The sequence below is a fragment of the Massilia phyllostachyos genome (assembly GCF_021044825.1).
Taxonomy (GTDB): domain Bacteria; phylum Pseudomonadota; class Gammaproteobacteria; order Burkholderiales; family Burkholderiaceae_D; genus Telluria; species Telluria phyllostachyos.
The window spans coordinates 60,807-82,631 of the sequence record NZ_JAJNOC010000003.1 but is presented as its reverse complement, the minus strand read 5'-3'; the positions used below and the strand labels follow the sequence as shown (position 1 = coordinate 82,631).

The 21,825-nt window shown below is 67.4% G+C and carries 19 protein-coding genes; 6 read left to right on the top strand and 13 right to left on the bottom strand.

The annotated features are described in order from the left end of the window. Nucleotides 1-8 precede the first annotated feature (8 nt). Together LQ564_RS11330 and LQ564_RS11325 are read left to right on the top strand one after the other, a co-directional pair. Nucleotides 9-1,136, top strand: a complete 1,128-nt coding sequence (locus LQ564_RS11330; protein WP_231058220.1) for a branched-chain amino acid ABC transporter substrate-binding protein — start codon at nucleotides 9-11, stop codon at nucleotides 1,134-1,136. A gap of 13 nt (nucleotides 1,137-1,149) precedes the next feature. After that, complete coding sequence (locus LQ564_RS11325) at nucleotides 1,150-2,961, top strand: DUF885 domain-containing protein (RefSeq protein ID WP_231058219.1); 1,812 nt, start codon at nucleotides 1,150-1,152, stop codon at nucleotides 2,959-2,961. Nucleotides 2,962-3,015: 54 nt separating this feature from the next. Here LQ564_RS11325 and prfH read toward each other — a convergent pair whose 3' ends face one another. The 5 genes from prfH to LQ564_RS11300 form a co-directional block, all read right to left on the bottom strand. After that, nucleotides 3,016-3,639 (bottom strand): peptide chain release factor H, encoded by a 624-nt coding sequence (prfH, locus tag LQ564_RS11320; RefSeq protein ID WP_231058218.1) that lies wholly within the window; start codon nucleotides 3,637-3,639, stop codon nucleotides 3,016-3,018. Next, nucleotides 3,639-4,832: an RNA ligase RtcB family protein gene (locus LQ564_RS11315; protein WP_231058217.1), complete on the bottom strand. Its 1,194-nt coding sequence runs from the start codon at nucleotides 4,830-4,832 to the stop codon at nucleotides 3,639-3,641. The genes prfH and LQ564_RS11315 overlap by 1 nt, the downstream gene beginning before the upstream one ends. A 243-nt stretch (nucleotides 4,833-5,075) precedes the next feature. Next, the gene (locus LQ564_RS11310) at nucleotides 5,076-5,489 is read right to left on the bottom strand and encodes a YybH family protein (RefSeq protein WP_231058216.1); all 414 of its coding nucleotides are present in this window, start codon (nucleotides 5,487-5,489) and stop codon (nucleotides 5,076-5,078) included. A gap of 104 nt (nucleotides 5,490-5,593) precedes the next feature. After that, nucleotides 5,594-6,442 carry an alpha/beta fold hydrolase gene (locus LQ564_RS11305; protein WP_231058215.1) on the bottom strand — a complete coding sequence of 283 codons (849 nt, stop codon included), beginning with the start codon at nucleotides 6,440-6,442 and terminating at the stop codon, nucleotides 5,594-5,596. A gap of 90 nt (nucleotides 6,443-6,532) precedes the next feature. Further along, nucleotides 6,533-7,459: an NADP-dependent oxidoreductase gene (locus tag LQ564_RS11300; RefSeq protein ID WP_231058214.1), complete on the bottom strand. Its 927-nt coding sequence runs from the start codon at nucleotides 7,457-7,459 to the stop codon at nucleotides 6,533-6,535. 101 nt (nucleotides 7,460-7,560) lie between these two features. On the opposite strand from LQ564_RS11300, the gene LQ564_RS11295 reads away from it, so the two are divergent. After that, a complete protein-coding gene (locus tag LQ564_RS11295) occupies nucleotides 7,561-8,322 on the top strand; it encodes an AraC family transcriptional regulator (protein WP_231058213.1) in 762 nt (253 codons plus the stop codon). 22 nt (nucleotides 8,323-8,344) lie between these two features. Here the strand turns inward: LQ564_RS11295 and LQ564_RS11290 are convergent, their stop codons facing one another. Genes LQ564_RS11290 through LQ564_RS11265 form a run of 6 tightly spaced genes read right to left on the bottom strand, consistent with a single transcriptional unit; the run spans nucleotide 8,345 to nucleotide 14,021 of the window. Beyond that, nucleotides 8,345-8,638, bottom strand: a complete 294-nt coding sequence (locus LQ564_RS11290) for a hypothetical protein (RefSeq protein WP_231058212.1) — start codon at nucleotides 8,636-8,638, stop codon at nucleotides 8,345-8,347. Nucleotides 8,639-8,652: 14 nt separating this feature from the next. Then, a complete protein-coding gene (locus LQ564_RS11285) occupies nucleotides 8,653-9,162 on the bottom strand; it encodes a GNAT family N-acetyltransferase (RefSeq protein ID WP_231058211.1) in 510 nt (169 codons plus the stop codon). A gap of 5 nt (nucleotides 9,163-9,167) precedes the next feature. Continuing rightward, nucleotides 9,168-10,856 carry a M14 family zinc carboxypeptidase gene (locus LQ564_RS11280; RefSeq protein WP_231058210.1) on the bottom strand — a complete coding sequence of 563 codons (1,689 nt, stop codon included), beginning with the start codon at nucleotides 10,854-10,856 and terminating at the stop codon, nucleotides 9,168-9,170. A 16-nt stretch (nucleotides 10,857-10,872) separates the two neighbouring features. Beyond that, nucleotides 10,873-12,381, bottom strand: coding sequence for a HAMP domain-containing sensor histidine kinase (locus LQ564_RS11275; protein WP_231058209.1), 1,509 nt, complete (start codon nucleotides 12,379-12,381; stop codon nucleotides 10,873-10,875). Further along, a complete protein-coding gene (locus tag LQ564_RS11270) occupies nucleotides 12,378-13,352 on the bottom strand; it encodes a hypothetical protein (protein ID WP_231058208.1) in 975 nt (324 codons plus the stop codon). Before LQ564_RS11270 ends, LQ564_RS11275 begins: the two co-directional genes overlap by 4 nt. Nucleotides 13,353-13,370: 18 nt before the next feature. Then, complete coding sequence (locus LQ564_RS11265) at nucleotides 13,371-14,021, bottom strand: response regulator (RefSeq protein WP_231058207.1); 651 nt, start codon at nucleotides 14,019-14,021, stop codon at nucleotides 13,371-13,373. Between the two features lie 311 nt (nucleotides 14,022-14,332). Here LQ564_RS11265 and LQ564_RS11260 point away from each other — a divergent pair, with 311 nt between their 5' ends. The 3 genes from LQ564_RS11260 (at nucleotide 14,333) to LQ564_RS11250 (ending at nucleotide 19,120) form a co-directional block, all read left to right on the top strand. Next, a complete protein-coding gene (locus tag LQ564_RS11260) occupies nucleotides 14,333-15,001 on the top strand; it encodes an energy transducer TonB (RefSeq protein ID WP_231058206.1) in 669 nt (222 codons plus the stop codon). 136 nt (nucleotides 15,002-15,137) lie between these two features. Further along, a complete protein-coding gene (locus tag LQ564_RS11255; RefSeq protein WP_231058205.1) occupies nucleotides 15,138-17,417 on the top strand; it encodes a M28 family peptidase in 2,280 nt (759 codons plus the stop codon). 65 nt (nucleotides 17,418-17,482) lie between these two features. After that, entirely contained in the window at nucleotides 17,483-19,120 is a 1,638-nt protein-coding gene (locus LQ564_RS11250) for a M28 family peptidase (RefSeq protein ID WP_231058204.1), read from the top strand. Between the two features lie 137 nt (nucleotides 19,121-19,257). On the opposite strand, the gene scpC is transcribed toward LQ564_RS11250, so the two are convergent. Both scpC and LQ564_RS11240 read right to left on the bottom strand, forming a co-directional pair. Continuing rightward, complete coding sequence (scpC, locus tag LQ564_RS11245) at nucleotides 19,258-20,766, bottom strand: succinyl-CoA:acetate CoA-transferase ScpC (RefSeq protein ID WP_231058203.1); 1,509 nt, start codon at nucleotides 20,764-20,766, stop codon at nucleotides 19,258-19,260. Nucleotides 20,767-20,787: 21 nt separating this feature from the next. After that, nucleotides 20,788-21,729: a bestrophin family protein gene (locus tag LQ564_RS11240; protein ID WP_231058202.1), complete on the bottom strand. Its 942-nt coding sequence runs from the start codon at nucleotides 21,727-21,729 to the stop codon at nucleotides 20,788-20,790. Nucleotides 21,730-21,825: the final 96 nt, after the last annotated feature.

Below are 21,825 nucleotides of genomic sequence, written 5' to 3'. Positions count from 1 at the left end.
CCAAGGGAATGCCATCGAAACTGCCTCTGGCGCTGATCACCGCGCTGCTCGCCACCGTCCATACCGCCCACGCCGCCGAACAGGTCGTGAAGATCGGCGTCAGCGGCCCGCTCTCGGGCGCCAACGCCTTTGCCGGCAAGGATAACGAGAACGGCGTGCGCCTCGCCATCGAAGAACTCAACGCGCAGAAGCTGCAGGTGGGCGGCAACACCATCCGCTTCGAGCTGCAGTCGGAGGACGACGGCGGCGACCCGAAACAGGGCGTGACCGTGGCGCAGAAGTTCGCCGACGCCAAGGTCAAGTTCGTGCTCGGCCCCTACAACTCGGGCGTGGCGATCCCCGCCTCGCGCGTCTACAACGACAACGGCATCCTGATGTCGACCGTCGGCACAAATCCGAAGATCACGGCCGGCGGCTATGCCACCGTGTTCCGCATCGTCGCCAGCGACACGCAAGTGGGCGGCTCGGTCGCGAACTACGCGGCCAAGGACCTGAAGATCAGGAACGTCGGCGTGATCGACGACCGTGGCGCCTTCGGCCAGGGCATCGCGATGGAGTTCAAGCGCCAGGCACAGGCGGCCGGCATCAAGATCGCGGGCCACGAATACACCAACGACAAGGCGACCGACTTCGCCGCCATCCTCACTTCCCTGAAGGCCAAGCGCGTGGACGCGGTGTTCTTCGGAGGCTACGCCCCGCAGGCCGCCCCGATGGCGCGCCAGATGAAGGCGCTCGGCCTGAACGTGCCGCTGCTCGGCGGCGACACCCTGTGCAGCCCGGAGATGGCGAAACTCGGCGGCCCCGCGGTCGGCGAGAACGTGCGCTGCGCCCAGGCCGGCGCCATCGTCGCCAGGCAGCCCGGCGGCCAGGCCTTCATCGACGGCTACAAGGCGCGCTTCAAGCGCGATCCGGACGTGTACGCGCCCTCCTTCTACGACCAGACCAAGTTCATCGCCCAGGCCATGAAGAGCGCGAACTCGGTCGACCCGGCCAAGGTCGGCGCCGCCATGCACACGATCAGCTACCAGGGCGTGGTCGGCACCTATGGCTACGACCCGAAGGGCAACCTGAAAAAGACGACGGTCACCGTCTACACCTTCAAGAACGGCGTCCTGAGCCCGCTGGCCAGTTACTAAGGATTTCGCAACGATGAAACAACGGTTTACCCTGGCCGCTCTCGCGGCGGCCGCGTTGCTGGCCTGCGCCCCGGCCGGCGCGGCGCAGCAGGCTGCTCCCGCCGCCAAACCGGCTGCCGCCGCAGCCACGCTCGAGAGCCGCCAGATCAACGCCCTCGCCGACGAATACTACGAATCGCTGGCGCGCTTCGAACCCGTCTGGGCCACCGAGAACGGCGACAGCCGCTTCAACGACAAGCTGGGCCTGTCGATCTCGCCCAAGGTGCGCCAGCAGCAGTTCGCGCGCTACCGCGCCTACCTCAAGCGCTTATCAAACATCCCGCGCGACAGGCTGAACGCACGCGACCAGACCAGCTACGACATCCTCAAGTTCGAGCTCGACACCGCGCTGCGCCTGGCCGCCTTCCCCGAGCACCTGATCCCGATCGACCAGATGGTCAGCATGCCGGTGATCCTGGCGAACTACGCCAGCGGCCAGGGCGCCCAGCCCTTGAGCACGCCGCGCGAATACCGCGCCTACCTGAGCCGCCTGGCGGAGCTGGTGCCGCACATCGACCAGTCGATCGTCAACATGCGCGAGGGGATCAAGCGCGGCGTCGTGCAGCCGCGCGAACCCATGCAATCCGCCCTGCCCCAGTTCAAGCAGCTGGTGGCCGCGAAGGCCGAGGACAGCATCTTCTACACGCCGATCACCAACTTCCCGGCCTCGTTCTCGAGCGCGGACAAGAAGCGCCTGACGACGGCCTACCGCAAGACCATCGCCGACAAGCTCAATCCGGCATTGAGGCGCCTGAGCACCTTCCTCGAGAAGGACTACCTGCCGAAGTCCCGCAGCAGCGCCGGCTGGAACGCGCTGCCGAACGGCGCCGCCTGGTACGCGGCGCGCGTAGCGGGCATGACCACCACCAGCCTCACGCCCGAGCAGATCCACGAGATCGGCCTGAAGGAAGTCGCGCGCATCCAGGGCGAGTACGGCGTCGTCGGGCCGAAGATGGGCTATACCGGCCCCGCCGCCGGCCTGCCGCGCTGGGTGTCGGAGCAGCCGAAGTACAAGCCGTTCACATCAAGCCAGCAGGTGATCGACGTCTACCGCGAACTCGACGCCAGGGTGCGCACCAAGCTGCCGGCGCTGTTCACCTTGATGCCGAAGTCGCCGCTCGACCTGCGCCTGGAACCGGAACTGTCGCGCGCGACCGCCTCCGACCACTACACCCCGCCGGCCGTCGACGGCTCGCGTCCGGGCGTGTTCTGGTCGGTGGTGAACGATCCGAAGCAGTACGGCAGCACCGGCATGGTGACCCTGTACCTGCACGAAGGCCAGCCGGGCCACCACTTCCACATCGCGCTGGTGCAGGAACTCGGCCTGCCGAACTTCCGCAAGTTCGGCGGCAACAATGCCTTCACCGAGGGCTGGGCGCTGTATGCCGAGACCCTGGGCAAGGAGATGGGGTTGTTCGAGAAGCCGGAAGATTATTTCGGCCACCTGAACGACGAGATGCTGCGCGCGGCGCGCCTGGTGGTCGATACCGGCCTGCATGCGAAAGGCTGGAGCCGCGCGCAGGCGATCCAGTATTTCCAGGACACGCTGGGCTACTCGGAGCCTGATGCGCGCGCCCAGATCGAGCGCTATATGGTGTGGCCGGGCCAGGCGCTGGGCTACAAGATCGGGTCGCTGAAGATCATGGCACTGCGCCAGCGCGCGCAAGCGGCGCTGGGCGAGAAGTTCAGCCTGCCGAAGTTCCACGAGATCGTGCTGGGCGAAGGCACCTTGCCGCTGGCGGTGCTGGAGGCGAAGGTGGATCGCTGGATCGCCGAGAGCAGGTAATGCAAGCATGAACAAAAAACCGGGGAGCACCCCGGTTTTTTGTTCGATCGACCGTCAGGCTTCCGCGAACTCCTTTCCAACGAAGCGCTTGACCACCAGGTCACCCGCCTTCGACGCATGCCGCAGCCGCCGCTGCGCCCTGGCCTCCTGGCTGGCCTGGTCGAGGTGCTCCCTCACCTTCGCACCGAGCAGCGCCAGCGCGGCCGCCTTGTTCGCACTCTGGCTGCGCGAGCCGCCGACCTTGACCGACAGGCCGGTCGCCACGTGGGTCGCGCGCACCGCCGTCTCGGTCTTGTTGGCGTGCTGGCCGCCGGGTCCGGACGAGCGCATCGTCTCGAACCTGACTTCGTTGTCGAAGTCGCGCGCCGGTTCGGCAAACAGCATCACGTCCAGATACCAGTTCTTGCGCCGGTGCTGCGGGCGGAAAGGACTCGGGCAGACCCACAGGATCGTGCCGGCGTAGGGCGCGGCGAACTGGCGGCAGGCTGCTTCGTCGCCTTCCAGCGCCAGCACCGCCGACTGCAGCAGGCCGGTCGCGCCGGCCCGCACCTCGTCGACGAGGGTGACGGCGACCCTGGTGGCGCGCGCCTTCGCTTCCAGGTGCGCGAGCAGCTTGACCACGCCGAGGCAGCATTCTTCCGGGCCGGTGTTGGCCGAGATTTGCATGAGGATCGCCATCAGCAGCACTCCCCACGCGTCTTGTAGGTCAGCACCGGACGGAAGCTCGCCACCACCTCGACCAGGCCCGCGCCGGCCAGGCTGTCGATCACGGTATCGATCGGCTTGTAGGCCGCGCCGGCTTCCTCGAAGACGAGGTCCTTGTCGTTGCAAATGATCCGGCTACCCAGCGCACCCTTGGCGGCATCCTTGAGCGACATGCTGCGCCCGAGCCGCGCCTTGCAGTCGGAGCGCATCCACTTGCGTCCGGCCCCGTGCGCGAGCGAACCGAGGCTTGCCGGTGCCGCCGCGGCGATCGGCCGCACCAGGAAGCTCAGGTGGTCGCGCGAGCCGGGAATCAGGACCAGCTCCCCGGCCATCGGCGTGGCGCCCTTGCGGTGCACCCAGCCATCGATGTCGTCGAAACGCTCGCGCGTCACCGTATTGTGATTCACGTCCAGGCGCAGCGTGCCTTCCGCGCCCAGGCGCACCAGCACCCGCACCGCGATCAGCCAGCGGTTGAGTTCCGCGAACGCTACAGCCGCCGTGTGGCGGCGTACGTAGTCGATGGCGTCCGGCGTCGCGTCCTCCAGGCCGTGGTGGCCGAAGCGCTCGACGTGCTCGCGCAGGATGCTCGAACCCAGGCCGCGCGAGCCACTGTGCACGACCAGGTTCAGGCGCCGGGCGTTGAGGACGTCCGCCGCCGCCTCGTTCGCGTCGATGCGCTGTTCGAGTTTTTGCAGCTCGAGGAAGTGATTGCCCGAACCGAGGTTGGCGATCGCACGCATGAAGCCCGTGTCCAGGCCGGCGTCCGCCAGCGCCTGTTCGACCTGCGCCATCCGCGTTGCGACCTCCGGAAACGCATCGTTCATGCGTCCCAGTTCGCCGTCCTCGATCGGACCATCGATATTGCCGAGGAGGCGATCGAGTTTGTCGAGTTTGACCTTGGCCGCCGCCAGGCCGGTGGTCCAGACCGACACGCCGCAACCGATATCCGACCCCACCAGCGCCGGATAGAAGCGGCCATGGGTGAAGAACGATGCGCCGATCGGATAGCCGCGGCCCGGATGAAGATCAGGCATGCCGACGGCACGCACCATGCCGGGCAGCTGGACGGTCTTGCTTAACTGCTGGATTGCCGCGCCCTCGATCCACAGGCGTGGGGCGGCAACGAGGGTCGCACGATCGGCGACCGGAGAAATGAAATTTCCCATTGAATTCCCGTATTCATTGTTGCGAATTCCGGGAGCGGGACGAAGCGAAGCTGAAAGGTTGTTGGTGCTACGCGACGACACCGACCCAGAGATTGGAGGCTGCTGGGCTGTTTGGGTAACGCATGGGTGCCTCCTATAGGGTCGGTTGATGGAGGCGCAATACTATCGGTGAAGGCGCGCCGATGCAATGCCCGGCTTGATTTGTTGTCAAGCCGCGACATCGGAGATGCCGCGCATCCCTCTTCAGCCGCCCGCCGGCTTCGAGATGTGCTGGTGGGTGACCAGCCATGCATCCGCGCGCTTTTGCAGGCAGAACGTGGCCCTGACGAGGTCGTCGAAGGTCCTGCCGTCGACCAGGATGCCGCCGCATTTGATCAATCCGCACGCAAACGCGACGTCGGCGCCCGCCACGACATTCAACGCGGTGAATTCGAAGACGTCATCCCCCTGGGTCTGCGGCTGCCAGTCGCCCCAGCCGGCACGGTAGGCATCTGTCCCGTGGTAGAGCAAGGGCGGCAGCACATCGTAAATCAGGGCATCGGGATCGTGCCCTTGCAGGATCGCGTCGCGCGCGCCGGTCCGGGTTGCGTTCGCCCACGCAAGCAATAGCTGGCATACCTGCTCGGCGTCAGGATTCATCCGCTCCTGGTTCATCATGGTTTCCTTTCGATTTTGTCGACGTGACGGACAACGACGATCAAGGAGGCGCGATTTCGACACGCTTCCTCGACCAATCACTGTCATCAGCCGGGCGCGTTCATTCAGGCGCTCCGCGTGTGCGGGATACTGGCGAGCCAGTCCAGCGCATCGGATGCGGCGCCCAATATCGAGATATGGCCATTCCCCGGCCGCCGCCAGAGCTGCGCAGAAGGACACTGCCGCGCCAGCCATTCGCCGTGGCTGATGGGAACAATGCGATCCTGCTCTCCATGCAGCAGGAGCACTGGCGCAGCGATCCGGGCATAGTCGGCGCCGGGTGGCGTAATGTAGGCAATGTCGTCATCGACGAGGCCCGCAGGCCCGCTTGACGTGGCCGGACCGACGACCGTGTCGAACCAGGACCAGGGCCCGGCCAGCGCTGCCCAGTCGGCGTCGGTGAACAGCGTGGTGTCGAATTCCGGCGCCGATTTCTCGTACGCCAGCTTGGCGGCGCGGCCCGCGAGCGCCGCACGCAAGCCCGCCTCGCCTGCCGGGTGCATGCCGGCGAACCAATCCAAGCCATCGCTCCCGAACGGTGCGAGGCCCGCGACGCTGATGGCCGCAGTGACACGGTGCGGCAGGCAGGCCGCGCAGGCCAGCGCATGCGCACCGCCACCGGAATGCCCCATCACCGAGAACTGTTCGATGCCGAGGCGGTCGGCGATCGCAATGAGGTCGCCGGCGCTTGACGCCAGGTTGCGCCCGGGTTGGGCGCTGGAGCCGCCGTAGCCAGGCCGGTCGTAGCCGATCCAGCGCAGGCCCAGGCGATCGGCATCGGCGAACAGGGGCGCGGGCGGCGGCCCGATATTCGGCGTCCCATGCAACCAGAATACCGGCTTGCCATCCGGCGGACCACGGTCATGGAAGTGAAGCGTGCGGCCATCTGCCAGCTCCAGGGTAGCGTCTCTCATCGTCGTGTCCTCTCCTCCAGTGGCATGCACCACCACGACGTTCCGGGCTGCGGCATTTCGACATCGGCGAACACATTATCGACTTTAGGTTCAGTCCTGGCTCTCGGCTATCCGCAGCACGATCTTGCCCCGGGTTCGCCCGGCTTCGGACAGCGCGAGCGCTTCCCCGGCTTGCGCAAGCGGCAGCACGGTCGTAACTTGCGGCGTCAGCTTGCCCGCCTCCACCAGTGCGCCGATCGCCGCCAGTTGCTCCGCATCGGGCTTGCAGGACACGCGCGCCACGCCGACGCCCTGCCGGCCATCCTCCTCGAGCGGGAACGCGACCGCCGTCACCAGGAAGCCGCCCGGCCTCAATGTCGCGAACGCGCGCCTGTACGTGTCGCCGCCGACCGTGTCGAACACGACATCCATGTCGCGGGCCTGCGCTTCGAAGGGTCCCGCGGTGTAGTCGATGACGGCATCGGCGCCCAGGCCGCGCACGAACGCCTCGTTGCGCCCTGACGCCATCGCGGTGACGTGCGCACCCGCGGCATTGGCGATCTGGATGGCCAGCGAGCCGACGCCGCCCGCGCCATTGGTGATGAGCAGGCGCTGGCCGGCGGCGAGCTGGGCCAGGCCGAACATCGCCTGCCACGCGGTGAGCGCGCCCAGCGGAATGGCGGCGGCGTCGATGAAGCCCAGACTGGCGGGCTTGGGCGCCATGTCGGCGGCGTCCACCGCGACATACTCGGCGAAGCCGCCCGACTTGACGATGCCGTACACGGCATCGCCCACGGCGCAGCGGTCGACGCCTTCGCCCACCGCGGTCACGACGCCGCTGATTTCCCCGCCCAGGACCAGCGGCAGGGTCAAGCCCATGCGCTGGCCCGCGCCGCCGCGGATCTTCCAGTCCACCGGATTGACGCCAGCCGCATGGACCTTCACCAGGATCTGGCCGGCTTCAGGTATTGGACGATCGACCGGGCCGATGTGAAGCACGCCGTTGTCGCCATATTGATTGATCGAGACTGCTTGCATTGTCGTCCTCAGGGTTCGTTATTCAATGCCTGGCAAGGCATTGCCATCATAGGACGACGGCTTTACGATGTGAGGCCAAGTGACATCGATGACAGGCCATCATGCAGGAACCGTTGTTCAAGCTCGAGCGGGGCGTCAAGGCGCGCGGCAGTATCTCGCCCGTGCATACGCATGCGGAAGCGCAGCTGACGTTCGCCCGGTCGGGCATGGTGCAGGTCTATACGGAGGCAGGCCGCTGGCTGGTGCCCGCCCAGCTTGGCGTCTGGATTCCGGCGGGGCTGCCGCACCAGGCCGAGGTGTTGACCGATGCCGAGCTGTGGGTCGTGCACTGCGCGCTGCCGGCCTCTCAAGGCTCGGAACCGCCGGCGCAGCTGGACCGCGCGTTTGCGCTGCGGATCACGCCGCTCATGCGGGCCCTGCTCGATGCGGCGTTTGCTCCCGGCGTATCGGCGGACAAGTCGGAACTCGTGATCAAGCTGATGCTCCACGAACTGAGCGAGACCGCGCAGGCGCCCACCTTCCTGCCGCTGCCCACGGGCGCCACCGGCCGGCGCGTCGCCGATGTCGTCTTCGGCGACGTGCGCAACCAGCTCGGCGCGGAGCAGATCGCGGCGCGCGCCGCGACGTCCGTGCGCACCCTCAGCCGGGTGTTCCAGTCCGAGACCGGCTTGAGCTTCAAGCTATGGCGGCAACGCGCGCGGATCGTGCAGGCGATGGACCGGCTGGGCAGGGGCAAGCCGGTCGCGCAGGTGGCCGCGGAGGTCGGGTTCGCGAGCGTGGCCTCGTTTTCCTGCGCTTTCCGGCAGGTTACGAACATGACGCCGACCAGCTTTGTCGGTCAGCCGGGCATGAACACCGGATAGCTAGTGGATGACACCAATGTCGTCAGTCGATCCAGCGGACCGCACTGCCGATACCAGGTGCTTCCTCGACCACCTTCATCGCTTCCGCCAAAGTAGTTCGCGCCCCGCCGGCGTTGAAATGGCCGCGCGCCGTCGTGCTTCCGTACCAGATATAGAACGTTTCCTGCTCACGGTCCTCGGCCAGCTCCGGAGGATCCTCGGCGTCGCCGGACCCGAACAAGACCGGACCGCGCACGATGATGACATCGCACGTGACAAGTCCGTCATACAGGAAGGTCCCGGTCTTGACGATTTCCTGGTCAGCTTGGAGGAGCATGCGCGTCACCCGGCTCACAGTTCCAGAACGAACTCGATATCCTGCGGCGAAAGGTGGCGCGGCGAACCCTTCGTCTGCGTCGAGCGATCCTGTGGATACGCCATCGTGAAGAATGCCTCGTCTTCCGACTGCACCTGCCATCTCTCGCGTTCATAGAAGCGTTTCGCCGCTTCGTTCACGCGAAAGACGCGCAGGCCCAGCTGGCGCCCGGACTGCTGCACACGCCGCCGGATTTCCGACAGCAGCGCGGCGCCGATGCCCTTCGACCTGGCGTCCGGCGCCAGCACGAGCATCCGCAGATACACCTCGGTGTCGCCGATATCGAGCTGGATGTAGCCGCTCATTTCCTGCTGGTGCGCGACGACACAGGTCACGGCGAGCGCATAGGCGTCGTCGAAATGGGCAAGCTGCCATGCTTCGTCCCATCCCCATATCGCCTGGATGTGCGGCTTCAAGGCGGCCTGGTAGATCTCCCAGATCGCCGCCTTGTCGGCCGGTTGCGCAAGACGGGTCGCGATCCGCATGCCGGTCAGCCGAGCATGAACACCGGATAACGGCGCCACTCCGGCTCGCGATAGCGCTCGCAGTTCGCGAAGATGAAGTCCAGCACCGCTTCCTGGTTGGACAGCAGCACCGGATTGGCTGCCTTCCACGCCTCGAACTTCGCCAGCAGCGCGGGCTCGTCGTTAAGCAGTTCGGCCGCGTGGTCCTCGAACACATAATCCGAATACGCTTCCTTCTTCTCCAGCACGCTGTTGAAGAAGCCCCAGCGGAAGAAGCTGTCATGGCCCAGCGGTTCCAGCGTCTCGACCGCATAGCGGGCATTGTCCTGGTCCAGCGGCACGATCCAGTCGCCGGCGCGGAGCAGGACCTGGCCGCGGCGCTTCTCGAGCACGACGTCGTCGTGGAACATGTGGCCCTCGTACGCGTTCGGACGCGAAGCCACGGTCACGACGTGGTAGTAGTCCACCTCCTCCATGCGGTCCGCTTCCACGCGCTGCATCTGCACGCCATTCCACTGCAAGCGTTCGATCGCTTCGCGCCACTGCTGCGGCACCACGTAGGCGCGCGGCGCGGCGATGTGGATGTCGGCCGGGAAGCGGTTGTACCAGGCGATGTCGCGTTCCCACGGCTTGCTGCGGTCGTACCACAGGCGCGAGTAGGTGCCCAGCACGCTCGGCTTGTAGCCGGCCTCGTAGCCCTTGAAGCGGAAGGTGCCCGGATTCTCGGCATCCATCGCCCAGTGGATCGGCCACTCGGCGCGCGTGCGGCCCGCCTGCCTGGCCGCGCGGCGCAAGGCCTGGATCCGGTCCGCATTCGCGACGGTGAATTCGAGCGCGGTCTCGACCAGCGCGCGCATCGACTCGTAGCGGTCCTGGAAGGGCTTGAGCATGTGCGTCTCGGGCATGAAGCCGATCGTGTGGTGCAGGGCCGCGTAGCCGGTCGAGAAGCGCGCCGTCTCCAGGAAGTCGGCGATGCCGTGGTCCGGGCTGTCCTTGACCGGGTTCACGTAGGGGCAGGTCGGCCAGCCGCGCGCATCCATGCCGGCGTACATCGCGGGCAGCATGGTGGTGCGCAGGAACTCGCCCAGGTCGCCGCCCAGCTTGTCCGGCTGGGTGTGGATCAGGGTCATGGTGTAGCTGTAGTCGGCGCCGTTGGAGGTGTGGGTGTCGACCATCACGTCCGGGTCCCAGGCCGTGAACAGCTTGTTGAACACCTGGGCGGTCAGGGTGTCGCACTTGACGAAGTCGCGGTTCAGGTCGAGGTGGCGGCTCATGCCGCGGAAACCGAACTGCTCGGGGCCGTCCTGGTTCACGCGCGAGGTGTCGGCGCGATTCAGGCTGCCGTCGACGTTGTACAGCGGGACGAACAGGAACACGGTCTTGCCCAGCGCGGCCAAGCGTTCGGGCCGGGTGCAGAAGTCGCGCACGATCGCCATGCAGCCGTCGACGCCTTCCGGTTCGCCCGGGTGGATGCCGTTGTTGTTGAAGAAGACCGGACGGCCCTCGGCCTTGATCGCCGCGCGGTCGAACACGCCGTCGCTGCTCACCACGCCCGCGTGGATCGGCACGCCCGCATCGGACACGCCAACCTGATCGAAGCGCAGCACGTTCGGATAACGCGCGGCGAGGTCCTGATACCAGGCGATGCACTCGGCATGCGTGGTGGTCTGGTTACGATTGCCCTTCTCGTAGGGCGTGAGCAGTTCTTGGGACATGGATGACTTGATTGGATTAAGAGGTTTGCGATGCCGGCGCCGGGGCGCTGAGCGGCAAGGTAAATGCGACGACAGTGCCGCCGCCTGGACGCGAGCGCACGTCCATCGCGCCGTGCACGGCGTAGACGCGCTCGCGCATGCCGATGATGCCGATGCCTTCCGAGACGCTGGCCGGGTCGAAGCCGTTGCCGTCGTCGGCGACCACGATGCGCAGCGTTTGCGCGCTCTCGTCCAGCACCAGGCGCACCTGGGCCGAGGTCGCGTGCGAGTGTTTCATGACGTTCGACAGCGCTTCCTGCACGATGCGGTAGGCCGAAATCGCCAGCTCGTTGGACAGGCGCGAGAAGTCGCCCTCGCCGTGGAATTCGAAGCTGCAGCCGGAGCTGCTGTCGTAGTGGCGCGTCATCTCCTCGACCGCGCCGTGCAGGCCGAGCATGTCCAGCACCTCGGGACGCAGGCGGCGCACCAGGCGGCGGCCGTTGGCGTACAGGTCGAGCGCGAGCTTGGTGATGGCCTGCGACTTGCGGCCGATCTCTTCGATCTCCGGCCCCGGCGCGGCTTTCGCGGCCAGCGCGCCGATGGCCTGGGCTTCCAGGCGCGCGGCGATCAGCGAGGCGTTCAGTTCGTCGTGGATCTCGACCGCGATGCTCTTCCTCTCGTCCTCGATGATCGAGTTGACCTTCTGGATCAGCTTGCGCTTGTCGGCGTCGGCGCGCAGCGCCTCGTTGCGCGAAGCCAGCAGGTCGCGGGTGCGCTCGGCCACCTTGTTTTCCAGGTCGCGCTTGGATTCGTCCAGCGCCAGCGACATCTCGCCGATCGAGGCCTGCAGCTCGCCGACCTCGCCGCCGGTCTTGACCGGCAGCTGCACGCGGTAGTCGCCGTTGCGGATGCGGATCAGGGCGCCGATCGCCTCGCGCAGCGGCACGGTAAGAGAGCGCGCCAGCACCCAGGCCATGATGGCGCTGGCGGCCAGCGCCGCCGCCGCGATCGACAGCTCGAAGCGGAAGCGCCTGGTCTGCTTGGCCATCATGTTCGAGGGCGACATCGTCACCCGCACCCAGCCGACGATCTCGGTGGTGAGCGTGGGCGGACGCAGGTCGCTCGAGGCCGAGACGTGCGGGGTGCCGTTGTCGGTGAACAGGTTGATCCACACCACCTGCTTCTTGATCGGCGCCTCGTAGTGGAAGGACTGGGCGTCGATCGCGGATTCGGAATTCACGCGCACCGCCTGGGCGCCGTCGACGCCGACCACCTCGATGCGGTAGATGCTGGAGTCGGACTGCACCAGGCCGTTGATGGTCAGGCGCAGGTCGGACAGGTTGCCGGAGATGACGTTGTATTCGCTGGTCTCGGCCAGCGCCCGCGCCAGGATGCGGCCACGCTCGGCCAGCTCCTCGGTCACCTGGGCGCGGTGCGAGTACCAGGAATACGAGACGAAGGCGGTGAACAGGCAGACCACAGGCAGCATGGTGATGACGGTCATGCGCCGGCCGATGCTCCAGCCGCGCCAGAAGCGCAAGGTCATGGCGTCGGCGCCGCGGCGATCGGCGCAGCGGGGGTAGCGGTGGCAACCCGTGCGGGCGCCGCGGGCGCGACTGATTTCGCCGGGTGGCGCGCGAAGCGGCGCGCGCCATCGGTCACGCGCACCTCGAGCGAACGCGCCACGCCCTCGTTGACGACGGTGCGGAAGTAGCGCGGGAACTGCGGCGGGGCCAGTTCGCCGGTGGCCACGAAAGCGGCCGCGATCTCGGCCACCTGGGTGTTGATGTCCTCGATCTCGGAATAGGTGGTGGCCAGCGCGCCGACCTTCACCATGTCGGCCGAGAAGCCGATCACGCCCTGCTTGCGGCGGTAGGTCGAGAGCAGGATGTTGCGCACGTTTTCCGGGTTGTAGACGTCGCCGTCGGGCAGCGCCAGCAGCACCTCGGCGCGCGTCATGCCGCTCAGGGTGTGGTTGATGTCGTCGCCGGCGGCGAAGGGCTGCACCTCGACCAGGTCTTCCAGCGTGGTGCGCAGAAACGCGGTGTCGCGCCCGAGGATGGCGCCGACCCGCACCGGACGACCGTACAGCAGGGCCGCCAGGCGCAGCTGGTCGGCCGGCGCCGGTTCCGCATACACGGCGGTCAGCATCGCGCTGCGGCTGGCGGGAACCTTGGCGGTGAGCGCGCGCCACACCTGGCTCGAGGTGAAGGCCGAGATCACGACGCAGTCGCAGCGGCGCGCCAGCGCGTCGCGCAGGGCGGTGGGGCCGATCGCCACGTACAGCATGCGGCGGCGCTGGGCCAGCTCGGTGCGGAAGGCGCCGAAGGTCGGCACCAGGCGCTTGTACAGGTCTTCGGCGATGCGGCGCGTGACTTCGCTGTCGTCGCCGGTGACGATCTGGAAGCGGAAGCCCGTGACTTCGTCATCCTGGCCGGCCGCGTGGGCGGGGCCGGCCAGCAGCGCAAGGACGCTCAGCGCGCCCAGGAATGCGCGCGTGTTCCGCAAGAGGGACATGGTCGTCTCAGGGTTCGCTCAGGGTTCGATCAGGCCGTGCTTCACCGCCAGCAAGGTGATGTTGGCCTGGCGGTGCACGCCCAGCTTTTCCTTGATCGACTGGCTGACGTTGCTGATGGTCTTGGTCGACAGGTCGAGCTTTTCCGCGATCTCCGCATTGGTCAGGCCTTCGGCCATCAGCTTGAAGATTTCCAGCCCGCGCTCGTCGAGCTGCGACTGGGGCGTCACGTCGCCGCGCACCGCCATGCTGGCCAGGCGCGAGGCGATCTGCGGCAGGAAGTACAGCTTGCCGTCGTGTGCGTGGCGCACGGCGGTGACCAGGTCCGACGGGTCGCAATCCTTGGTCACGAAGGCGTGCGCGCCCATGCGGTAGGTCTCCTTGATCAGGCTATCCTGGTCAAACTGGCTCAGGAAGATGATCTTCGCGCGCGGGTCGTCCTTCAGGATGCCCTGCGCCGCATCGAGGCCGGTCAGCTCGGTCCCGAAGCGCATGTCGAGGATGACCACGTCAGGCTGCTGCGCGGCGTACAGCGCCACCGCCTCGCTTGGGGTCTTGGCCTGCCCTACCACCTGCATGCCGGCCGCCTCCAGCGACATGGCGAAGCCGGTCATGACGATCGGATGGTCGTCGGCCAGCATCACGCGGATAGGTTTTTTCTGTTCGGACACCACTCTTTTACTCCTGTTCTGGAACCCGCCGGGGTCTGCTTGCCAATCTCTGGCAGCCAAGTGTGCCAGACGACAGAAAGCATGCGGGTTGCAAGAGGATTATTTCATACAACTGACACGGACGCGAGTGCCCATTTCGGCCGCTCCCGCACCAAGAAGACTTACATCTGGAAGCAAAATTACCAAGAAAGCGCTTTACACATTGCTATGCCCTGGCATATATTATTTCCATCAATTGTCTGATCTGTATCTTTCCTGAAGTAAAAAGCTCTGCCACATGGTTGCTGGGCGTCAAAATAAAGGAGATCGTCATGCATTTCTCGCAAATCAACGATGGGACCGGCGGCAAGGCCGGGAAGTTCGCCCTCGTCGCCGGGCTGCACGTGCTGGTGGCCATGGGCGTGGTCAATGTGATGAATTCGAAGTCGATCAGCCTCCCGGCCCTGGTGGAAGACACGCTGGTCTGGGTCAACCCGGACATCCCGCCGCCTCCACCGCCACCCCAGCCGCCGACGCCGCGCGTGGAGGCCGTCAAGCCGCCGATCGTGGTGCCGAAGGTGGAAGTCGACATCCCGCCGCCGCCGATGGAGCCGGTGGTGCAGGCGACCACCGAGGTGCAGCCGACGCCGGAACCGGCGCTGCCATCCGCCAGCGAGGCTCCTCCCAGCCAGGCGCCAGCCACCAGCAGCAACAGCGGCGACATGCGCAGCGCCGTGCTGGCCGACGCCGACGGCTGCGCCAAGCCGGCCTACCCGACCAGCGCCGCCCGCAACGGCGAAACCGGCACCGTCACCCTGGCCCTCATGGTCGGCGCCGACGGCCGCGTGAAGGATTCGCGCATCCAGGGTTCGAGCGGCTCGCGCGTGCTGGACCGCGCCGCGGTGAATGCCCTGAGCCTGTGCCAGTTCAAGCCGGCCATGAACAACGGCGTGGCCGAAGCCGGGTGGGCGCAGATCGCCTACGTCTGGACCCTCGATTAAGCAAAGCCTGTAACGAACCCTTCTTCGCCCGCCATCGCTCACCGCGTGGCGGGCTTTTTTTCGACCCTTCACAAGGAGCCGATCCGACACGCACGCCCGCAGCACCCACAACAAGACGAACAATGGAGAGAGAATCATGCTTACCGCAGGACTACCGGCGGCGCCCACGCGCGCCCTCGGCCTGGCCGCCTTCGCGGCCGTCTGCATCGCCCTGGCGCTGGCCTGGCTGGCCCGTACCGGCGCCATTCCGGAGGCGCCGCCCGTCATCGATGCCGCGCGCATGGAGCGCCACCTGGCCAACCTGGCCGCCGCGCCGCGCCCGATCGCCACAAGAGCAAACGCCGCGGCGCGCGACTACATCCTGAACCAGCTGCGCGGCATGGGCCTGGACCCGGGCGTGCAGCGCGCCACGGTCAGCAAGGCCACCATCCGGTTCGGGGGCGGCACCCATTACACGATGGGCGTGGTCCACAACGTGGTGGTGCGCCTGCCCGGCAGCGCGCTGGAGCGCGCGCGCCGCCCCGCCCTGCTGCTGGCCACCCACTACGACAGCGGCAAGACGACACTGGGCGCGGCGCGCGCGGCGCTGCCGGTGGCGGCGCTGCTGGAAAGCGCGCGCGCCCTGCATGCGAAGCGGGCGCACGCCAACGACATCGTGCTGCTGTTCGCCGACGGCGAGGACGTCGGCGCGCTCGGCGCCCAGGGCTTCGCCGAGCACCATCCCTGGGCGCGCGACGTCGGCCTGGCGCTGCGCTTCGACAGCATGGGCAGCGGCGGGCCCCTGTTGCTGCTCGACGCGAGCAATGCCGGCGGCGCGGTGCTGGGCGCCCTGCCCGCCGCCGCGCCCCAGGTCGAGGGCTCGGCGCTGCTGGCCGGCCTGTACCGGCTGCTGCCGGACACGCCGCGCATCGGACCGCTCGGCCGGCTCGGTGCGCCGAGCCTGCTGATCGCGAACACCGGCAAACGCTTCGACGGCGAGCGCGTGCTCGACACCATCGAGCGCCTCGATCCCGCGCTGCCGGCGCAGCTGGGCGCGGCGATGCTGGGCATGGCGCGGCATTACGGCGATGCGGACCTGGAACGCGGCGGACACGGTCCGCGCGCCTGGTTCACGGTCCCGGGCCTCGGTCCGGTCCAGCATTCCGCCATCCTGTGCTGGACGCTGGCAGCCCTGAGCGCTCTGATGCTGGTGCACGGCTATCGCCAGGTCCTGGCGCAGGCGCGCGACACGGTGGCGCCGCTGGTGCAGGGTTTCTTCGGCGTGGCGCTGGTGCTGCTGGCGACGCGCATGTGGCTGTGGGAGCGCCGCGGCGAGTTGGCCGCGCTGACGCGGGATACCGGTATCGATGCGGCGCTGACGGTCGTCATCGTCGGCGTCTGCCTGTTCACGGCCGCGCTCTACCTGCTGCGCCGCTTCGTCGGCGCGGCGCCGGTCTTCCTCGGCACCATGGCCTGGCTGCTGGCGGGCCTGCTGCTGGCCCTGGCGCTGGCGCCGGGCGCCGCCTACGTGCTGGCGTGGCCGCTGGCGGCGGCGCTGGGCGCCTGGACCGCGCTTCCCCGGCTGCGCTCCATTGCCGCGAAGCTGCTGCTGCTGGCCGCCGCCCTGCTCACAAGCGTGCTGCTGCTGGTCCCCGCGCTGGAAGAGACCTGGCGCGCCATGGCGCCGCACGGCCTGTACCTGCCGTCGCTGGCGATCGCCGTGCTGCTGGCCGCCTTCACCAGCCTGTTCCTGCTGCTGACGGTGGGCCGCGTGGTGGCGGCGGCGATGCTGCTGGCCTGTGCCGGCTGCCTGATGCTGCCGACGCCGGCGGCGCGGCCGGCGCCGGTCGAAACGCCGACCCTGGCGCCCGACCGCCTGGTCTACTTCAAGGACATGAACAGCTGGCGCGCTTACTGGCTGCTGCCGCCGGACCCGCTCGACGACTGGAGCAAGCGCCTGTTTCCGGACCTGGCCAAGCCCTCGATCCACGTCGACGTCTTCGGCTGGCACAGCCCGCGCCAGTGGTTCGCGGTCGCGCCGCGCGAGGACGCCATCGCCTATCCGGAGGGCTACCTGCTGCGTAAACCCAGGCCCAAGCCCGTCGGGACGAGCGGCCGGCGCCAGGTCGAGTTCACCTTGCGCTCGAAGAACCGGGCGCCGCACATCGAGCTGTGGGCGGGCGGCACCGAGCCGCTGGCGTCCACCGTCAATGGCCGCGCCATCAGCAGCAAGGAGACCATCTGGTCGATGTCGCTGTACGGGATGGAAGACACGCTGCTGCGCTACACCTTCGACATCAAGGCCGACGAGGTGCTGGCGGTGGTGGTCGAGGAGCGCATGCCCGGCCTGCCGGTCCACCTGCTGCCGCCCGGGGCGCCAGGCAAGATGCCGGGGACGGGCATGACGGTATCGTCCGACGTGCTGCGTTTTTACTGATGGCTTGGCATACAATGCAAGACGCACCCGGTGCGCCAACCCCATCAACCATGCAGCAGGATTCCATGTACAAGATCGTCTCCTCCCTTGCCCTCACCGCCCTCGCAGCCGGCCTTGCCGTGGCCTACCCGGCCCACGCCGCCGGCAAGGCGCCCGCCGCCACCGTCAAGGAAGCGCCGCTGCGCGCCCACCTGGCCTTCCTGTCGTCCGACGCCGTCGAAGGCCGCGGCACCGGCCAGCGCGGCGGCGAGCTGACCGTCACCTATCTCGAGACGCAAGCCGCCGCGGCCGGCCTGCAGCCTGCCAACAACGGCAGCTTCCGCCAGCCGGTCAAGATCGCCGGCGTGCGCTCGCTGCCCGCCAAGAGCAGCATTGGGCTGGTCGCCGGCGGCCAGGCGCTGGCGCTGCAGTTCGGTCCCGACTGGGTCTGGGGTCCGGGCGACGCCCAGGCCGACCACACGCTCGATGCCGAGATGGTCTTCGTCGGCTACGGCATCCAGGCGCCGGAAGAAGGCGGCTGGGACGACTACAAGGGCCAGGACCTGAAGGGCAAGGTGCTGGTGATGATGGTGAACGATCCGAAGCCGACCGCGGCGGAACCGAAGCGCTTCAACGGCGACGGCCTGACCTACTACGGCCGCTGGACTTATAAACTGGAAGAAGCGGCGCGCCAGGGCGCGGCCGGCGTCCTCCTGATCCACACCGACGCCTCGGCCTCCTACGGCTGGAGCGTGGTGCAGAACAGCTGGGCCAACGCCGAGCGCTTCCAGCTGGCCGAGGGCAAGCTGGGCACCGGCCTGCAGGGCTGGATGACCGACGCCACGGCGCGCAAGCTGTTCGCGGCCGGCGGCCAGGATCTCGACAAGCTGCGTGCGGCCGCCGAAAGCAAGGACTTCAAGCCGGTCGCGCTGAATGCGCGCGTGAAGGGCGAGGCGCGCGCCGAGGTGCGTACGCTGAACGAGTTCAACGTGGCGGGCGTGGTGCCGGGCACCGATCCGAAGCTGAAGGATGAAGTCGTGATCTACAGCGCCCACTGGGACCACATGGGCAAGCAGGGAACCGAGGGCGACACCATCTTCAACGGCGCCGTCGACAATGCCTCGGGCACCGCGGCGCTCTTGGCCATGGCCCAGGAAGCCGTGCGCAACCCGGCCAAGCGCAGCCAGATGTTCCTGTGGGTGGCGGCCGAGGAGCAGGGCCTGCTGGGCAGCGCGGCCTACGCCGCCAAGCCGCTGTGGCCGATCGAGAAGACGGTGGCCAACCTGAACCTGGACAGCCTGAACTTCGTGGGGCTGGTAAAGGATGTGTCGACGCCGGGCAGCGAGCGCACCGACCTGGGCGCGATGGCCGCGAGCACCGCCAAGCGCATGGGCCTCACCGTCGCGCCTTCGCGTCCGGACCTGGCGGGCGGCTACTTCCGCAGCGATCACTTCAGCTTCGCCAAGGCGGGCGTGCCGGCGTTCTCGGTCGGGGCGGGGCATGGCTGGGTGAAGGATGTGGAGGCCAGCAACGCCAAGCAGGCGGCGTATCGCGCGCGCTATCACCAGGTGTCGGATGAGTATGATCCGAACTGGGACCTGGCGGGGATGGTGCAGCAGGCGCAGTTCACGCTGAACCTGGGGCGGATGGTGGCGGATGCGCCGAAGGCGCCGCAGTGGAAGGCGGGGGATCCGTTTGGGAAGGCGCGTGCTGCGGCGAAGTAAGCGGCTTCGGATGGGAACTTGGATCCCGGCCTTCGCCGGGAGTCATGTGCGCCAGTGGCGCGCATGACGGCTCATGGTTGAGTGGTACTCTCAGCACCGTCGTTCCGGCGAAGGCCGGAACCCAATTTCTGCCAGCATTACGGCAGCATCGACCCCGTCTCCCGATACCGCACATGCCACGAGAACGCCTTCTCCAACACATGCGGCGTCTGCCCTCCCCCCTGGTTCGCCTCTTCCACATACGCCTTCAGCATCTGCCGATACGGCTCCGCCACGCAGTGCTCGATGATGTGCTGCGCCCGTTCGCGTGGCGCCAGCCCGCGCAGGTCGGCCAGGCCGATCTCGGTGACGACGATGTCGACGTCATGCTCGTTGTGATCGACGTGCGGCACCATCGGCACGATGCTCGAAATCCTGCCGCCCTTGGCCAGTGACTTGGTGGCGAACACGCTTAAATAGGCGTTGCGGGCGAAGTCGCCCGAGCCGCCGATGCCGTTCATCATGTGGGTGCCCTGCACGTGGGTCGAGTTCACGTTGCCGTAGATGTCGCATTCGAGCGCGGTGTTGATGGCGATGATGCCCAGACGCCGGATCACTTCCGGATGGTTGCTGACCTCCTGCGGCCGCAGCACCAGGCGATCCTTGTAGCGCTCGATGTTGCCGAACACCTCGCGCGCCTTGGCTTCCGACAGCGTGATCGAAGAGCCCGAGGCGAAGTCCAGCTTGCCCGCGTCGAACAGCTCGAAGGTCGAGTCCTGCAGCACTTCCGAATACATGGTGAGGTGCTTGAACGGCCCGTCGATCAAGCCGCTGACCACGGCGTTGGCGATGGTGCCGATGCCGGCCTGGATCGGCATCAGGCGCTCGGTCAGGCGTCCTTGCGCGATCTCGGCGTTGAAGAAATCGATCAGGTGGCCGGCGATCGCCGCGGTCTCCGCATCGGGCGGCAGGATGGTCGAGGCGCTGTCCTGCTTTTCCGTCATCACGATGGCGACGATCTTCTCGGGCGGGATCTCGATGGCGCGCGTGCCGATGCGGTCGTCCACGTGCATGAGCGGCATCGGCTCGCGCTGCGGGCGGTGCTTGGGAATGAAGATATCGTGCAGGCCCTCCAGCGCCGGCGACTGGCTCAGGTTGATCTCGACGATCACCTTCTCGGCCAGGATCGCGAAGCTGGCGCTGTTGCCGACCGAGGTGGTCGGGATGATGGCGCCGGTCTCGGTGATGGCGACCGCTTCGATCACGGCCACGTCGACCGGCGCGATCTGGCGCGTGCGCAGCAGTTCGACGGTTTCCGACAGGTGCTGGTCGACGAACATCACCTCGCCGCGGTTGATCGCTGCCCGCAGCGCCGGGTCGGCCTGGAAGGGCATGCGGCGCGCCAGCACGCCGGATTCGGCCAGGGTCTTGTCGATGTCGCTGCCGAGCGACGCGCCGGTGATCAGGGTGATCTTCAGCGGTTCCTGGCGCGCGCGGTCGGCCAGCGCCAGCGGCACCGCCTTGGCGTCGCCGGCGCGGGTGAAGCCGCTCATGCCGACGGTCATGCCGTCCCTGATCCATTCGGCTGCGCCGGCGGCGCTGGTGATCCGCTCGCGCAGGGCGGGCAGGCGGATGCGGTCGTGTTGAACGTGTTGGTCGTGGTGCATGGGCGTCCTTCGAAAAGCGTGCTACATCAAGGTGAAATCGACCGGTTGCAGCGGCGGCGGAACCTGCTCGTCGCCGAGCGCGGTGCGCAGGTCGATCTCGATCACGCGGCAGATCGCATCCAGCGGCAGGTCGTTGGGCTCCATCCCGAACGGCTCTTCCAGCTCGTCGCCGAGGGCGTCCAGGCCGAAGAAGGTGTAGGCCACGATGGCCACCACCACCGGCGTCATGAAACCGATCGAATCGACCAGGCCGAAGGGCAGCAGGAAGCAGTATATGTAGGCGGTGCGATGCAGCAGCACCGAGTAGGAGAAGGGAATCGGCGTGTTCTTGATCCGTTCGCAGGACGCGGCGGCGGCCGTCATGGCGGACAGCGTGGTGTCGATATTGGCGGCCAGGCAGGGATCGATGCGCTTGTCGCGCACGCACGCGCCGAGGTCCTGGCCCATCTGCCGCATCAGGTAGTCCGGGCGGTTCGCCTGCCGGCCCAGCTCCTCGAACTCGCACGGCCGCAGGAGGCTGGCCAGCTGCGGGTCGACGGGGCGATGGCGCAGCTGGTCACGCAAGGCGCCGCAGAAGGCGATGGCGCGCAGCACCATGCGCACGCGTACGTCGTCCAGGCCGTTCCGGATGCGCGCCGGGCCGTCGCCGTCGACCAGGCCCAGGCACTGGCGCGCCAGGTTCCGGCTGCGCAGCACCAGCTCGCCCCACAGCTTGCGGCCTTCCCAGAAGCGGTCGTAGGCCGAGTTGTTCCGGAAACCCAGGAAGATCGCGATCGGCAGGCCGATCAGGGTGAAGGGAATGGTGGTGAGCGTGATCTTCAGGTCCCACAGGTCGCCGTGCGACCAGGTGACCAGGATGGCGACCACCACGTTGACCGCCAGCGTCGGCAGGATACGTAGCAGAACTGACCCGCGCAGCAGGAGGAACAGCTTGAGGCCGGAGGGCCTGTCTCGGATAATCACGGTCTTTGCCGCATACGAAAAAGAAGCCAGCGAACGGAATATTCGCTAATATGTTCGCAAGTTAATCACTAATATCTTAGTCAGTCAAGCTCGGCT